The organism is Mesorhizobium sp. WSM4308, assembly GCF_002294905.1.
GTDB lineage: Bacteria > Pseudomonadota > Alphaproteobacteria > Rhizobiales > Rhizobiaceae > Mesorhizobium.
Window position 1 is genome coordinate 1 of sequence record NZ_NSFW01000016.1, and the last position, 13254, is coordinate 13254.

19 protein-coding genes are annotated in these 13254 nt (G+C 65.2%); 12 read left to right on the plus strand and 7 right to left on the minus strand.

Features of this window, described 5'->3' with window-relative positions:
- On the plus strand, positions 1-207 hold a 207-nt coding region (locus CK227_RS37050; RefSeq protein ID WP_210421438.1), incomplete at its 5' end, for a hypothetical protein.
- A gap of 232 nt (positions 208-439) precedes the next feature.
- Here CK227_RS37050 and CK227_RS26260 read toward each other — a convergent pair.
- Complete coding sequence (locus tag CK227_RS26260) at positions 440-1021, minus strand: histidine phosphatase family protein (protein ID WP_095774885.1); 582 nt, start codon at positions 1019-1021, stop codon at positions 440-442.
- 271 nt (positions 1022-1292) lie between these two features.
- Between CK227_RS26260 and CK227_RS26265 the strand changes: the two genes are divergently transcribed.
- The 4 genes from CK227_RS26265 (at position 1293) to CK227_RS26280 (ending at position 3289) form a co-directional block, all read left to right on the plus strand.
- On the plus strand, positions 1293-1742 hold the full coding sequence (locus tag CK227_RS26265) for a universal stress protein (RefSeq protein ID WP_095774886.1): 450 nt from the start codon (positions 1293-1295) through the stop codon (positions 1740-1742).
- A 98-nt stretch (positions 1743-1840) separates the two neighbouring features.
- Positions 1841-2116 carry a DUF1778 domain-containing protein gene (locus CK227_RS26270; RefSeq protein WP_095774887.1) on the plus strand — a complete coding sequence of 92 codons (276 nt, stop codon included), beginning with the start codon at positions 1841-1843 and terminating at the stop codon, positions 2114-2116.
- Positions 2113-2631 carry a GNAT family N-acetyltransferase gene (locus CK227_RS26275; protein WP_095774888.1) on the plus strand — a complete coding sequence of 173 codons (519 nt, stop codon included), beginning with the start codon at positions 2113-2115 and terminating at the stop codon, positions 2629-2631. The genes CK227_RS26270 and CK227_RS26275 overlap by 4 nt, the downstream gene beginning before the upstream one ends.
- A 100-nt stretch (positions 2632-2731) precedes the next feature.
- Positions 2732-3289 carry a sugar O-acetyltransferase gene (locus CK227_RS26280; protein WP_095774889.1) on the plus strand — a complete coding sequence of 186 codons (558 nt, stop codon included), beginning with the start codon at positions 2732-2734 and terminating at the stop codon, positions 3287-3289.
- Positions 3290-3296: 7 nt separating this feature from the next.
- On the opposite strand, the gene CK227_RS26285 is transcribed toward CK227_RS26280, so the two are convergent.
- Positions 3297-4046 carry a sulfite exporter TauE/SafE family protein gene (locus CK227_RS26285; RefSeq protein ID WP_095774890.1) on the minus strand — a complete coding sequence of 250 codons (750 nt, stop codon included), beginning with the start codon at positions 4044-4046 and terminating at the stop codon, positions 3297-3299.
- A gap of 10 nt (positions 4047-4056) precedes the next feature.
- Positions 4057-4251 carry a hypothetical protein gene (locus CK227_RS26290; protein WP_095774891.1) on the minus strand — a complete coding sequence of 65 codons (195 nt, stop codon included), beginning with the start codon at positions 4249-4251 and terminating at the stop codon, positions 4057-4059.
- A 125-nt stretch (positions 4252-4376) separates the two neighbouring features.
- Between CK227_RS26290 and CK227_RS26295 the strand changes: the two genes are divergently transcribed.
- The 7 genes from CK227_RS26295 to CK227_RS26325 all read left to right on the plus strand — a co-directional run bounded on the left by CK227_RS26295 (position 4377) and on the right by CK227_RS26325 (position 10198).
- Positions 4377-5294: a LysR substrate-binding domain-containing protein gene (locus CK227_RS26295; RefSeq protein WP_095774892.1), complete on the plus strand. Its 918-nt coding sequence runs from the start codon at positions 4377-4379 to the stop codon at positions 5292-5294.
- A 95-nt stretch (positions 5295-5389) separates the two neighbouring features.
- Positions 5390-5890, plus strand: a complete 501-nt coding sequence (locus CK227_RS26300; RefSeq protein WP_010910740.1) for an Lrp/AsnC family transcriptional regulator — start codon at positions 5390-5392, stop codon at positions 5888-5890.
- On the plus strand, positions 5887-7047 hold the full coding sequence (locus CK227_RS26305) for a saccharopine dehydrogenase family protein (protein WP_095774893.1): 1161 nt from the start codon (positions 5887-5889) through the stop codon (positions 7045-7047). The genes CK227_RS26300 and CK227_RS26305 overlap by 4 nt, the downstream gene beginning before the upstream one ends.
- A 95-nt stretch (positions 7048-7142) precedes the next feature.
- Complete coding sequence (locus tag CK227_RS26310) at positions 7143-7949, plus strand: ABC transporter substrate-binding protein (protein ID WP_095774894.1); 807 nt, start codon at positions 7143-7145, stop codon at positions 7947-7949.
- A gap of 106 nt (positions 7950-8055) precedes the next feature.
- Positions 8056-8727, plus strand: coding sequence for an amino acid ABC transporter permease (locus CK227_RS26315; protein ID WP_095774895.1), 672 nt, complete (start codon positions 8056-8058; stop codon positions 8725-8727).
- Positions 8724-9398, plus strand: a complete 675-nt coding sequence (locus tag CK227_RS26320) for an amino acid ABC transporter permease (RefSeq protein ID WP_095774896.1) — start codon at positions 8724-8726, stop codon at positions 9396-9398. The genes CK227_RS26315 and CK227_RS26320 overlap by 4 nt, the downstream gene beginning before the upstream one ends.
- A gap of 41 nt (positions 9399-9439) precedes the next feature.
- Positions 9440-10198 (plus strand): amino acid ABC transporter ATP-binding protein, encoded by a 759-nt coding sequence (locus tag CK227_RS26325; RefSeq protein WP_095775039.1) that lies wholly within the window; start codon positions 9440-9442, stop codon positions 10196-10198.
- Between the two features lie 118 nt (positions 10199-10316).
- On the opposite strand, the gene CK227_RS26330 is transcribed toward CK227_RS26325, so the two are convergent.
- From CK227_RS26330 to CK227_RS26345, 4 genes are all read right to left on the minus strand, one after another.
- A complete protein-coding gene (locus tag CK227_RS26330; RefSeq protein WP_095774897.1) occupies positions 10317-11432 on the minus strand; it encodes an alkene reductase in 1116 nt (371 codons plus the stop codon).
- 35 nt (positions 11433-11467) lie between these two features.
- Entirely contained in the window at positions 11468-11758 is a 291-nt protein-coding gene (locus CK227_RS26335; protein ID WP_179296526.1) for a helix-turn-helix domain-containing protein, read from the minus strand.
- A gap of 170 nt (positions 11759-11928) precedes the next feature.
- A complete protein-coding gene (locus tag CK227_RS26340) occupies positions 11929-12627 on the minus strand; it encodes an RES family NAD+ phosphorylase (protein ID WP_095774899.1) in 699 nt (232 codons plus the stop codon).
- Complete coding sequence (locus CK227_RS26345) at positions 12621-13049, minus strand: MbcA/ParS/Xre antitoxin family protein (RefSeq protein ID WP_095775040.1); 429 nt, start codon at positions 13047-13049, stop codon at positions 12621-12623. Before CK227_RS26345 ends, CK227_RS26340 begins: the two co-directional genes overlap by 7 nt.
- Between the last annotated feature and the right edge of the window lie 205 nt (positions 13050-13254).

Genomic DNA, 13254 nt, shown 5'->3' on the forward strand with positions numbered 1-13254 from the left:
AAGGCCATGCTGGTGGTATCCTTAAAGGGCTTCGGATTGTTTGCGGGCGTGGCGCGAGCCAGCGGCCAATCAACTCTCCAAGCGATGGCGGACAAAGACGGCAGGGACCATGATGACGTCGGGTGCTCGCCCGATCCCAGGGACGGTCGCCTGCCGCCGGGACTGCCGGCTGTGATGGGCCGCAGTCCCGGCCGCCAGACTACCTGATCCTTCTCAAACAATCCTAGGGCGAAGCAGGAGCGCAGCTCCGTCGCGGAGACCCTAGGATCCATGCCGGGACCTTCGACGTAGAGTGCAGCGGAGCAGTATTCTGCACCGTAGCGGCGCCTAGAAGTCGCGGCATGGATCCTCGGATCTGCGCCGCGTCGCTTCGCTCCTTGCTTCGCCCGTGGATGACGAAGCGATGCGCGTTCCCGCAAGTGGGCCGCAGCGATGCCCGCTACTTCAGGTTCCATTTGCGCACGACCGGCTCGCCGAGATCATGCTCGTAGCCGAGCACGCTGATGCTTGCCGTATCGAGCACGAACAGCGCGCCGCCTTCCGGCGGCAGGCCGAGCCAGCGGGCGGCGAGCACGCGCAGGAAATGCGCGCTGGAAAAGATCAGGATCGAGCCGCCAGCTTCGCGAAGCTGTCTGATGATCCTGTCGGCACGGGCGCCGACATCGGCGGCCGTCTCGCCTTGCGGGCAACCGTCGCGAAACACGTTCCAGCCCGGCCGCTCGGTCAGGATGTCCTTGGTGGTGCGCCCCTCATAGGCGCCGTAGTCCCACTCCTGCAGATCATCGTTTCTGACGCTCTGACCGCCGAAGCCGGCCAGCACGCTGGTGTTGTAGGCGCGCTGCGAGGGGCTCGACCACACCGCCGAGAACGACAGGCCCGCGAGCCGCTGCGCCACGCCCCGCGCGGCGGCCTCGCCCGCCACCGTCAGCGGCATGTCGGTGCGGCCGGTATGCTGCCCCGAAAGGCTCCACGCCGTCTCGCCGTGCCGGACCAGATGGATTTGCGGATACGCGCTGCTCATACGCTCGGCCCTTCGTTGATGTCGGGCCAAAGCTGTAGCGGTCGGCGCAAGGGAGCGAAAGACCCGGCGACCATCGCGCCAGGCGGTCGGGGCGCAACCGAGCCAAAGCCAACAGGGATACCGGAAGATCGCCGCGGCACGCCCCTCGTCTGGCCCTGATCCACATGACGCTGGCCCTGTGAGCAGCCCGGCGGCGCAACTATATCAGCAGGGAGCCACCAAGGCTCCCGCCCCCAAGGGCGCCAACCCTTGCACAACAGGTCAGATCATCATGTACAAACATCTGCTCATCGCCACCGACGGGTCGGAACTGGCCGACAAGGGCGTTGCCCATGGCCTCACATTGGCAAAAGGCATCGGCGCCGCCGTCACCTTCGTCACCGTCTCGGAACCGTTCCCCATCTTGGCCTGGGGCGGCGCGATGGCCGGCTACGCGGCGGGCGACGAACTGGTCGTCTACCAGGAAGAGGCGCGTAAATATGGCAAGGAGGTTCTGGCCAAGTGCAAGGCCTCGGCCGATGCAGCGGGCGTGTCCGCCAAGCTTGTGCATGTCGAGGACAAACGGCCCGCCGAGGCGATCCTGGAACTGTCGCAGGCGCAGGGCTGCGACCTGATCGTGATGGCCTCGCATGGCCGCCGCGGCCTGGGCAAGCTGCTTCTGGGCAGCCAGACTGCGGAAGTGCTGTCCTACACCGCGATTCCGGTTCTGGTCGTTCGGTAATAGATCGGCCGGCGCTCATGCCCTTGAGATCAACGCGGCAGGATTTATATTGTACGGATTCAATCCGTACCGTATTATCATGAGCAAAGGGGATACCTATGCCGCGCAACGTCAGTGACAACGGTCGAATCGATTTTCGGATTGCGCCCGAAGCGAAAGCTGTGATCGCTCGTGCGGCGGCCTTGTCGAATGTCGGCCTGACCGAGTTCGTCACGCGTTCGGCACTGCGTGACGCCCAAGCCACGATCGAGCGCGCGGAACATCTTGCGCTATCAGGACGGGACAGTCTGCGTATCCTCGACCTGCTTGAGAACCCACCCTCCCCGACCAACCGTCTTATCCGCGCCGCCAAGGCCGGTCAGACCCTCGCGTGAACTCCACTACCTGGCAGGAAACGCCGATCGGAAAACAGCATGACCGTGCCGCCTTCGACTGCGGCGACACGGACCTCGACACCTATTTGCAGCGCTTCGCCCGTCAAAACCATGAAAGCGGTGGCGCGAAAACTTTCGTTGCCGTGACGGCGCAAGATCCTTCGCGCATCCTAGGGTTCTATTCTCTCAGCCCGGCTTCGATCGACTTTGTCCGGACGCCGGCCATCGCCAGACGCGGCCTTGGCCGCTATGAGGTGCCGGTCTACCGTCTAGGTCGGCTCGCAGTGGATCGTTCGATACAAGGCCGCGGCCTCGGCGGCGGTTTGCTGCTCGCTGCCGGAAAGCGCTGTATGGCAGTCGCGGAGGAAGTCGGCGGCGTTGCCTTGCTGATCGATGCCAAAGGGGATCAGGCGGCACGCTGGTATGAGGGTTACGGTGCGGTCCGTCTCGACGACGCGCCGTTGTCCCTGATCCTGCCTTTCGCCGTTATCGCCAAGGCGATAGCTGCGTTCTGAACGCCTGCGGCGGTGCTGGTGGTTCGCTAAGCCTGGCCCTTAGAGGCAGAATCCGGCATGCGTCAGCTATTCGTTTAGCCGTGCCGGAGGGAAACAACGAATGGCGCATGAGGATCACACCAGGGTAATCCCCGGGAGAACGCCGCAATCGGCGGCCATGCTGGCGGACGTCAAACGGGCGATGGCGATCACCGCCCGTCTCAACCGGTTGACGTTCAACGACGCGGACGAGGTCCGCGCCCTGTTCAGCGAACTGATCGGCAGGAAGGTCGACGACAGCTTCCTGCTGATCCCGCCCTTCTACGCGACCGGCGGGGCCGACACCCGCGTTGGCCGCAATGTCTTCATCAATCAGAACTGCACGTTTTATGATCTTGGCGGGCTCGACATTGCCGACGATGTGCTGATCGGGCCGAATGTCAGCCTCATCACGTCAGGCCATCCGCTCGAACCGTCGCGGCGCCGTGCCTTCACGACAGCAAGGCCGATCGTCATCGAGCGCAATGTCTGGATCGCCGCCGGCGCGACGGTCATCGGCGGCGTGACCATCGGCGAAAATTCCGTCGTCGCGGCGGGCTCGGTGGTGACCAGGGACGTTCCCGCGAACACGCTCGTCGGCGGCAACCCGGCGCGGGTTATCAGGTCGATTGCCGAGTGAGTCCACCTCACATCAGCGCCTCCAGCGCGAGATACACCCCCAGCGCCAGCAGCCCGACAAAGAACACCTTTCGAAAAGTCTCGACGCTCATCTTCTGGCGCAGCGCCTGGCCGATGAACATGCCGCCCAGCGCCGGCAGCAGCGCCAGGATCGACCCCGTCAGTTGCGCTGTCGGCGACGCGAAAGCCCCTGTCCTGAACAGACCGAGGGCAAGCGCCGCCGTCGAGACGGTGAAGGACAGGCCGAGCGCCTGGATGAGATCTTCCTTTTCCAGCCGCAGCAACTGCAGATAGGGCACCGCCGGAATGACGAAGACGCCGGTGGCGCCGGTGACCAGCCCGGTCGCCACGCCGACCAGCGGGGACATCAAGGCCTCGTGGCGCACCGGCGTGGTGAAGCCAAGCCTGAGGAGGCCGAGAATGGCGTAAAGCACCAACGCCGCGCCGAGCCCGGCCGAGGCCGCGCCCGCATGCGCGCCGGTGAGCACCCCTGCCCCGGCGACGGTGCCCAGCATGATGCCGGCCATCATCGTCCACAGCCGCCTGCACAGGCCGCCGAAGGCGGGGCCGGTGAACAGCTGCCAGAGATTGGTGACCAGCGACGGGATCAACAGCAAAGCGGCGGCCTCGGCCGGCGGCATCGTCACCGCCAGCAGGCCCATCGCCACGGTCGGCAGGCCCATGCCGACGACCCCCTTGACGAAACCGGCGGCGAGGAAAACGGCGCCGATCCAGGCGATGATGCCGGCGCTCAGCATGCCCACGGGATCAATCATGCAGCAGCATGTCAGCCGCATCGGCATCCGGTTTTGCCGGCACGGCATCATGGCGGGCGGGAACCGCCGTCGCGCATCCGCGCAGGCCAGGCTGCGCCTGCGCCATGGCAAGCGAGGCCACGGCGATCGCAAGCGCCATCGCCATGCCTTCAAGAATACCAAGCCGGCCTGTCGCTTTTTCGCCCATCGCAAACCTCCATCGCAAAAGATTTGACCGACATCCGGCCCGCGCACAATGTGGAAGTTGCGCTGCCAGCCTTCGTCCAGGCCGAAGGCTGAAGCCAACGCCGCGTACCTCGCAGGAGCAAAAAGATGCGCTTCGATCTCACCGATCTCCGGCTGTTCCTGCTGGTGGCCGAGCGCGGCAGCATCACCCACGGCGCCGAGCTTGCCGGGCTGGCGCTGGCCTCGGCGAGCGCCCGCATCAAGGGCATGGAGGAGCGGCTCGGCGCGCCGCTTCTGGAGCGCCGCCGCCGCGGCGTGGTGCCGACTGCCGCCGGCCAGGCGCTGCTGCACCATGCGCGGGCCGTGCAGAACCAGATCGAGGCGATGACCGGCGACCTCGGCGCCTATGCCGGCGGCCTGCGCGCCCGCGTGCGGCTGATGGCCAACACCGCCGCCACGGCCGAACTTTTACGCGACACCTTGCCGGCCTTCCTGGCGGCCCATCCCGGCATCGACATCGATTTGGAGGAGCGCCCCAGCCACGAGATCGCCGAGGCGGTGGCGAGCGGTGCGGCCGATCTCGGCATCGCCGCGACCTGGGCCGGCCTTGCGCATCTCGAACAGAAACCGTTCTTCATCGACCGGCTGGTGGTGATCGCCGCGCGGAACTGGCCGGGGCTCGCCGGCCTGCACAGCGCCAGCCTCGCCGACATGCTGGGCGAATCCTTCGTTGGCCTCGGCCTCGGCCACGCCCTGCAGGAGCACGTCACCCGCCAGGCCGCCCGGCTGGGCGGCCATCTGCATATCCGCATCCGCGTGCCCGGGCTCGACAATGTCTGCCGGCTGGTCGCGCAAGGTGCCGGCATCGCCATCGTGCCGGAAAGCACCGCCCGACATTCGGCTCGCACGCTGCGCAGCCTGCGGCTGACCGACGACTGGGCGACCCGCCAGCTCAATTTGTGCGCCCGCAGCTTCGACGAACTGACGCCGCAGGCAACGCTTCTGGCCGCGGCGCTTGATCCCGCCTCCCCGCATGGGCAGGAGATGATCATAGCCCATAAATGATACGGGCCTTGCTGTTATTAGAAATTTCCCCTAGGGTCTTTTCACATAAGAAAGAAAAGCGCATCTATTTATCTCATTTGTGAAAGACGGGCACTTTGCGGGAACATCTCGATCTGACCGATCGGCGGCTGGTCAAACAGCTGTCGCAGGACGCCCAGCCGGGCATCAACCGCCTTGCCGAGATCTTGGCGATTTCGGTGCCGACGGTGCGGTCGCGGCTGCGCAATTTGCTCGACCGCAATTTGCTCAAGATCGTCGGCCTGCTGAACCTCACCGAGCGGCCGGAACTGATCTCGGCTATTGTCGGCATCAATGCCCAGGGGCGCGGCCGGGCCCGCGAACTGGCGCAGCGCATTTCCGAACTGCCATTCGTCAACTCGGCTTCGGTGGTCACCGGACGCTTCGACATCATCGTCGACGTGACGGTGGCCGGTGACGTCGCCGATCTCTATCGCGTCACCAGCGAACTGATCCCGGGCGCCGGCGAGCCGGGCGAGGTCGTGCGCAGCGAAACCTTCGTCGTCATGGCGTCCTGCAACAAATGGGTCAGCCTGCCCGAAGGCTGCTGGTCGGACGACCGCAAGGAGCCGGCATGAGGATAGCGGTTCTCGGCGGCCTCGGCCTGCAAGGCCGCGCGGCCATCGCCGATCTCGTCGCCAGTGGTGTCGAGGAGGTGATCTGCGTCGATACCGCGCCGGATGGCGCGGCCCGGCTGGCTGATCTGACCGACCTTTCCCGCGTGCGTTTCGTCATGCCCAAGGGTGCAATCGGACCGGCGCTTGCCGATGTGCTGGCGGACGCCGACGGCGTCATCGATTTGCTGCCGCAGCCGCTGATGCGCGAGGCGGTGCAAGCCGCCATCGCGACCCGCACGCCCCTGGTCACCACCAATTATGCCAAGACCATCGCCGACCTGGCGCCGGAAGCCGAACGGGCCGGTGTATCGATCATGACCGAATGCGGGCTCGATCCCGGCATCGACCTCGTGCTTTACGCCCGCGCCGCAAAACAGTTCGACGCGATCGCATCAATCGATTCCTATTGCGGCGGCATTCCCGAGCCGAAGGCGATGGCCAAGCCGCTTTGCTACAAGGTGAGCTGGAACTTCGACATGGTCCTGGTCAGCCAGAACCGCGACAGCGTGATGATCGAGGACGGCAAGCGCGTCGCCGTGCCCGCAGCCCGCCAGCACGACAGTGCTTTCATCCACGAGATCGAGGTCGCCGGCCTCGGCCGGCTGGAAGCCTTCCCCAATGGCGATGCGCTGCATTATGTCGAGATGCTTCCCGCGGCCAAAGGGCTGCGCCGCTCCGGCCGCTACACGTTGCGCTGGCCGGGATGGTCGGCCTTCTGGGCGCCGCTGAAGGAACTCGGCTTCCTCTCCGAGGACAAGGTGCCCGGCACCTCCAGCAGCCCGCGCGAATTCCTCGGCCGGCTGCTCGGCCCGCAACTGCAATATGGCCCCCGCGAGAAGGACCTTTGCGTGATGCGCAATGTCTTTTCCGGCCTCCAAGGTGGCCGCGCCAAGACCGTGACATCCGATTTGATCATCGAGCGCGACCTGGCGTCGGGCCTGTTCGGCATGAGCCTCGGCGTCGGCTACCCCGCCAGCATCGTGGCGCAGATGCTGGCGCGGCGCGAGATCACCACGCCAGGCCTTTTGAACCCGCTGCTCGACGTGCCCGACGAAGCCTTCTTCGACGAATTGGCCAACCGCGGCATCAAGGTTGCCGAGACGGTGGCCTGGGACTGAGGATTTTCGAACGGCCCGCCGGCAAACGGCGTCGCCGCTCAAAAAAGAGCCCAAGGGAAATCCGCGGGCAAACAACAACAGGGAGGAATGCCAGGATGAAGATTGCCAGACTTTTCATCGCCGGAAGACTTTTCATCGCCGGACTTGCGCTCGCGGGCCTGACCGCTGCCGCCAGCGCCGGAACGCTGGACGAGATCACCAAGCGCGGCGAATTGCGCGTCGCCGTGCAGACGCAAGGACCGCCCTTCTCGCTGGTCGGCGCCAATGGCGAACGCACCGGCAGTTCGGTCGAACTCGCCGAACTGATGGCCAAGGAAATGGGTGTGAAGATCACCTTCCTCGACTTCGACTGGGACGGCCTGATCCCGGCGCTCTTGTCCGGCAAGGCCGATCTCCTGGTCGCCGACATGACGCCGACGCTGGCGCGCGGCATGAAGGTCGCCTTCACCACGCCTTACATGTACACGGGCAGCACCGTCTTCACCAAGGCCGACAGCAAATTCAAGACCACCGAGGACTGCAAAGCCAAGGGCACCAAGATCGCCGTGCTGCTCGGCGCCACCGGCGAGAAGGAAGCCAAGGCCGCCTTCCCCGATGCCGACATCAAGAGCTACAAGGGCGGTGGTCCGCTGCTGCTCGACGCGGTCAACAACGGTCAGGCCGATTGCGGCGTCAACGACGTCTCGGCGGTCAAGGGCCAGTCGACCGCCTACCCGGCCGGCACCTTCACCATCATGCCGGACCTCTTGTCGAAGGAGCCGCTTGCCTTCGCCACCCGCTATGACGAGCCGGACCTGCTGGTCTGGATGAACCTGTTCCTCAACCAGGTCACCATCGACGGCCGCCTGCAGAAGAACCTCGACTACTGGGTCAATTCCGACGCCTGGAAGAAAGACCACTAAATTGGGTGAGTAGTGAGTAGGCAGTAGTGAGTAGTGAGTAGCCATTCGGCGCACTTTTCTACTGCCTACTGCCTACTGCCTACTGCCTACTCACACCGCCGCGCTCATGCTCGAAAATTTCAGTTTCCGCACCATCGTCGAATACCTGCCGCTGTTCGGACAGGGCCTGGTCACGACTGTCTGGCTGTCGGCGATCTCCTTTGTCGGCGCGCTCCTCGTCGGCATCGCGCTGTGCGCCATGAATTTGCAGCGCGGCTGGTTGTTTCGCGCGCCGGCCAAGGCCTATATCGACGCGGTGCGCGCCACGCCCTTGCTGGCGCAGCTCTATTTCCTCTATTTCGGCCTGCCCCGGCTCGGCTTCGTGCTGCCGGAACTCGTCGTCGGCATCCTCGCTTTGTCATTGAACAGCGGCGCCTATATCGCTGAAATCATTCGCGCCGGCATCCTGTCGATCCCGCGCGGCCAAGTCGAGGCCAGCGTCGCCTCCGGCATGACCTACACGCAGCGCATGCGCCTGGTCGTCCTGCCGCAAGCCTTCAAGGTGACGATCCCGCCGCTGCTCGGCCAGGCGATCGTGCTGGTCAAGGATTCCGCGCTTCTGTCGCTGATCTCGGTCGCCGAGCTGACGCGTGCCGGGCAGTTGCTCGCCTCCGATCGTTTCATGCCGGCGGAAGGCTTTCTCACCATCGCCGCCTTCTATTTGCTGCTCTACTACGGCCTGAAGGCACTGGCCGGTCTCTCCGGCCGCTGGCTCGGCACGGCGGGGGCGCGGACATGATGTGGCAGCAATTCGTCAGCCTCGCCGGCTCTTATCCGCTGGCCCTGCGCGGCCTCGGCATGACCGTGGTGCTGTCGCTGATCAGCCTGGTGCTCGGCACCTTGCTCGGCTTCGGTCTCGGCATCTTGCGCACCGGCGGCAGCCGGCTACTCTCCAGCGTCATCGGCGCCTGGGTCGACCTCATCCGCGGCACGCCGTTCCTGGTGCAGATCTTCCTGATCTTCTTCATCCTGCCGGAGTTCGGTATCGAGCTCGACGCCTTCACCGCCGGCGTCATCGCGCTGACCAATCTCGCCGCCTGCTTCATCTGCGAGATCGTCGCCGCAGGCATCCGCTCGGTTCCATCAGGTCAGGTCGAGGCGGCGCTGGCGTCCGGCCTGTCGCGCTGGCAGCGCATGCGCCAGGTGGTGCTGCCGCAGGCGATGCGCATCGTGCTGCCGCCGCTGGTCGGGCAATATGTGCTCTTGATCAAGGATTCTTCCGTTGTCTCGGCCATCGGCCTGACCGACCTCACCCGCGTCGGCTGGCTGGTGGTGCAGCGTGTGCCCAACGGTCTGCTGGTCTTCTTCCTCGTCGGCGTCGGCTATTTCATCGTCTGCTATCCGCTGATCATGCTGGCCCGCCGGCTAGAACGCCGCATGGGTGCGGCGCATGGCGAGGTGCAGCTGTGACATCGAACCCCAAAGGGCCAAGCAATATGACCGAAGCGGGCATGACCCAACCAGGCCTGACCAAGACCGGCATGATCGACTTTCGCGGCGTCAACAAATGGTTCGGCGCGCTCAACGTGCTCAGGGATATCACGCTCAGCGTCGAGCCGCGCGAAGTGGTCGTCGTCTGCGGCCCGAGCGGTTCGGGCAAGAGCACGCTGATCCGCTGCATCAACGGGCTGGAGACAATCAAGGACGGCCACCTCATCGTCGACGGCCAACGCGTCGGCGACCCCGCCACCAACATGACGCAGCTGCGCACCGAGATCGGTTTCGTCTTCCAGTCCTTCAACCTCTACCCGCACAAGACCGCGCTCGAAAACGTCACGCTGGCCCCCATCCATGTCCGCAAGATCCCGCGCGCCGAGGCCGAACAGGCCGGGCGCGAACTGCTGGCCAAGGTCGGCTTGGCCGACAAGGTCAACGCCTATCCGGCACAGCTCTCCGGCGGCCAGCAGCAGCGCGTGGCGATCGCGCGTTGCCTCGGCATGCGGCCCAAGATCATGCTGTTCGACGAACCGACTTCCGCCCTCGACCCGGAAATGATTTCGGAAGTGCTCGACGTCATGGTGGCGGTCGCCGAGGAAGGCATGACCATGATGGTGGTGACGCACGAGATGGGCTTTGCCCGCAAGGTCGCCCAGCGCGTCGTGTTCATGGATGCTGGCGCCATCGTCGAAAGCGGCACGCCCGACGAGTTCTTCTCACACCCCAAGACCGACCGCAGCCGCGCCTTCCTGAGCAAGATTCTCAGGCATTGAGGGCGGCGACCGTCGGCTTTGCGGTGCAACCGATCTGTAAGCCGTTAGGGCCATCGTACCGGGCGAGCGGCTGCCCTTCCGCTGCGGGCGAAAGGGCAAACCGTCTGGGATGGGCGGCTCAGGCCGCCGTCGGGTAATCCGTATAGCCCCTGGCGTCGCCGCCGTAGAACGTCGCCTTGTCGGGGACGTTCAGTTCGGCATTGCGCTTCAGCCGGCTGACCAGGTCGGGATTGGCGATGAACAGCTTGCCGAACGCGACCAGGTCGGCATAGCCGTCCCCGACGGCCTTTTCGGCCAGTTCCTTGTCGTAGCCATTGTTCACCAGCCAGGCACCGGTGCCGCCGGCCTTGTGATAGGCGGCCTTGAGTTCTTCGTAATCGAACGGCTGGTCGCCCTGGCTGAAGTCGCGCGCGCCGCCGGTCGCGCCTTCGACGATGTGGATATAGGCAAGGCCACGGCTGCCCAGGCCCGCCACCACATGGTTGAACAGCGGCTGCGGATCGGCATCCGAAGTGTCGTTGGCGGGTGTCACCGGCGACAGCCTGATCCCGGTCCTGCCGGCGCCGACTGCGCCCGTGACCGCGTCGACCACCTCGAACAGGAAGCGCGTCCGGTTCTCGATCGACCCGCCATACGCATCGCCGCGATGGTTGGTGCCCGAACGCAGGAACTGGTCGATGAGATATCCGTTGGCGCCATGGATCTCGACGCCGTCGAAACCCGCCACCTCGATCGCCGCCTTGGCGGCGCGGCGGAAATCATCGACGATGCCGGGGAGTTCGGCCGCATCGAGCGCGCGCGGCTCGGAGGTCTCGGCGAACTCGCCGCTGCCATCCGGCTTGACCAGGAACGTCTTGGAGTTTGCGCGGATCGCCGACGGCGCCACCGGCTTGCCGCTGCCGGGCTGCAATGTGTTGTGCGAGATGCGCCCGACATGCCAGAGCTGCACTACGATCTTGCCGCCGCCTCTATGGACGGCGTCGGTGACACGCTTCCAGCCGGCCAGCTGGTCCGCGCCATAGAGGCCGGGCACGTTGGCATAGCCCTGGCCCTGATGGCTGATGGCGGTGGCTTCGGTGACGATAAGACCAGCCGTGGCGCGCTGGCTGTAATAGGTCACCGAGAGGTCGCCGGGCACCGCATTGGGCGAGCGATTGCGCGTCAGCGGCGCCATGACGATGCGGTTCGCCAGCGTCAGGTCGCCGGCCCGCAAGGGATCAAACAGGGTAGTCATGAGAAATGCCTTTCATGCATTCGGGGGGAGGATCGTCAGAGATCGGACAAGGCGGCCTGAAAGGCGGCGATGGTTTCTTCGTTGCGCTTGTAGAACACCCATTGGCCGACCCGACGCGTTGTCACGAGGTCGGCCGATGCCAGCGTCGCCAGATGCGCCGAGACGCTGGACTGCGCCAGGCCGCGATGGTCGAACTGGCTGGCGCAGACACCCATCTCGAGCGGATGCGCCTGCGCGGCGAAGTGCTGTTCAGGCTCCTTCAGCCACGCCAGCACATCGCGTCGAAACGGATGCGCCAGTGCCCTCAATATGATGTCGCGGTCCATCTTCACCTCGTATCGATCTCACCCGATATATAGATCGAGTAGAGCCGATATGGCAGGAAATCCATGCCATTTTCGAAGGCCATCGGAGCAAGTTGGTCTCTGGACACGGCACGAAGCCGCAAATAGCGCCGCCGGGCGCCAGTCTCCGCGGCGAATGCGCCGCCATCCCGTCAGGTGACCGACAGCACCTTGCCCGTATCGTGCTGGCGCACGAAATCCACATGGCTGCCGTCCCAGTGGTAGGAGTAGTGCCGGCCCTGCACCGGCACGGGAATGACGTCGGGCCAGAAGATGCCGATGCATTGGCCGTCCGGCATGCGCACGCTGTTCCAGACAAGTCCATCGCTGCCTTGCGCCCGCAGCGCCCGCCCCTCCGCCTGCGAGGCGGTGTAGTCGTCGGGGTCGAGCACGCCGGGCACGGCGTTGACGTCATCGAGGTCGCGGTCGACGCTGCCGATCAGCACGCGAAAGTCCGCCGTCCAGCCCGGATCCTCATTGGTGGCGCGCATGAAATTCTGATGGTGGTGGATGGTTTCGGCCAGCGCCACATCCTCGCTGTCGCCGGCATAATAGAGGCCGTAGCTGCCATCCGAGAAACGGCCGGGCCGCAGCGTCGAACAATGCACGAAGGGCGCCATGACGAAGCTGGCGCCGGGACCGGACACCCGTCTTGCCGCCGCGACCTTGCCGAGATCGCCGATCTCCAGCCGGATGCGCGGGTTGGTCTTCTCCTCGACGGCGGCCAGCGCCTCCCAGTCGCGCGGATCGGCAATGTCCTCGAACAGGTCGATCGGCGGATGGATGGAGCGGATGATGCGAAACGTCTGGGGCCAGTGGACGCGGCGCCGGACCGCGAGCCCACTCACCATGCACCACGCTCCGCATCGAGCCATTCGCGCATGGCGGCGAGATCGGAGATTTCGCCGCGCAGCATCAGGTCGAGCGCCGACTGGCCGCCGAACGTGGCATTGGGCTTGCGGATCCAGGCATAGCCGCGCGCCGGTTCGGTGAAGAGATAGCGCAGCCCCTTGTGGATGCCCATCAGATGCGCCATGCGCGTGCGCAGGTCGCGGTCGATCCTGCCGATGCCGCCTTCCTTCCAGCGTGCCCCAGTCTTCCAACGTGCCCAGGTGCGCGCCGACATGCCGCCGAGCAGGATGCAGGCCTCGAGGTCAGTGAGGTTCCACGCCTTGAACAGATTGACCGTGGTGCGCGCCAGCGCGCCGGCCTCTTCTTCCGAAATGGCTGACCCGACCGCGGCCGGCGTCGTGACGATGGACTGAAGCTGCATGTTGCTCACCCTGCTATTGGCAGAGATATAGCATGTATTTGCCAATTGGCAAGGATGAGACCTTAACAGACTTGGGTTCCTCGCCCCCACGAAGTGGGGGAGAGGTGGATCGGCGAAGCCGAGACGGAGCGGGGGATGGCGCGGCCCTAGGTGATTGAGCAGAAACTTCCAGCGCCGCAGCCCCCTTTCCGACCGCTTCGCGGCC

What these genes read in the sequence shown, in the direction of transcription:
- CK227_RS26270 (WP_095774887.1), top strand. Translation starts at nt 1,841, where the DNA reads ATGCCGCGCAACGTCAGTGACAACGGTCGAATCGATTTTCGGATTGCG.
- CK227_RS26280 (WP_095774889.1), top strand. Translation starts at nt 2,732, where the DNA reads ATGGCGCATGAGGATCACACCAGGGTAATCCCCGGGAGAACGCCGCAA.
- CK227_RS26330 (WP_095774897.1), bottom strand. Translation starts at nt 11,432, where the DNA reads ATGACTACCCTGTTTGATCCCTTGCGGGCCGGCGACCTGACGCTGGCG.
- CK227_RS26310 (WP_095774894.1), top strand. Translation starts at nt 7,143, where the DNA reads ATGAAGATTGCCAGACTTTTCATCGCCGGAAGACTTTTCATCGCCGGA.
- CK227_RS26325 (WP_095775039.1), top strand. Translation starts at nt 9,440, where the DNA reads ATGACCCAACCAGGCCTGACCAAGACCGGCATGATCGACTTTCGCGGC.
- CK227_RS26315 (WP_095774895.1), top strand. Translation starts at nt 8,056, where the DNA reads ATGCTCGAAAATTTCAGTTTCCGCACCATCGTCGAATACCTGCCGCTG.
- CK227_RS26295 (WP_095774892.1), top strand. Translation starts at nt 4,377, where the DNA reads ATGCGCTTCGATCTCACCGATCTCCGGCTGTTCCTGCTGGTGGCCGAG.
- CK227_RS26265 (WP_095774886.1), top strand. Translation starts at nt 1,293, where the DNA reads ATGTACAAACATCTGCTCATCGCCACCGACGGGTCGGAACTGGCCGAC.
- CK227_RS26305 (WP_095774893.1), top strand. Translation starts at nt 5,887, where the DNA reads ATGAGGATAGCGGTTCTCGGCGGCCTCGGCCTGCAAGGCCGCGCGGCC.
- CK227_RS26290 (WP_095774891.1), bottom strand. Translation starts at nt 4,251, where the DNA reads ATGGGCGAAAAAGCGACAGGCCGGCTTGGTATTCTTGAAGGCATGGCG.
- CK227_RS26335 (WP_179296526.1), bottom strand. Translation starts at nt 11,758, where the DNA reads ATGGACCGCGACATCATATTGAGGGCACTGGCGCATCCGTTTCGACGC.
- CK227_RS26260 (WP_095774885.1), bottom strand. Translation starts at nt 1,021, where the DNA reads ATGAGCAGCGCGTATCCGCAAATCCATCTGGTCCGGCACGGCGAGACG.
- CK227_RS26340 (WP_095774899.1), bottom strand. Translation starts at nt 12,627, where the DNA reads ATGGTGAGTGGGCTCGCGGTCCGGCGCCGCGTCCACTGGCCCCAGACG.
- CK227_RS26285 (WP_095774890.1), bottom strand. Translation starts at nt 4,046, where the DNA reads ATGCTGAGCGCCGGCATCATCGCCTGGATCGGCGCCGTTTTCCTCGCC.
- CK227_RS26345 (WP_095775040.1), bottom strand. Translation starts at nt 13,049, where the DNA reads ATGCAGCTTCAGTCCATCGTCACGACGCCGGCCGCGGTCGGGTCAGCC.
- CK227_RS26320 (WP_095774896.1), top strand. Translation starts at nt 8,724, where the DNA reads ATGATGTGGCAGCAATTCGTCAGCCTCGCCGGCTCTTATCCGCTGGCC.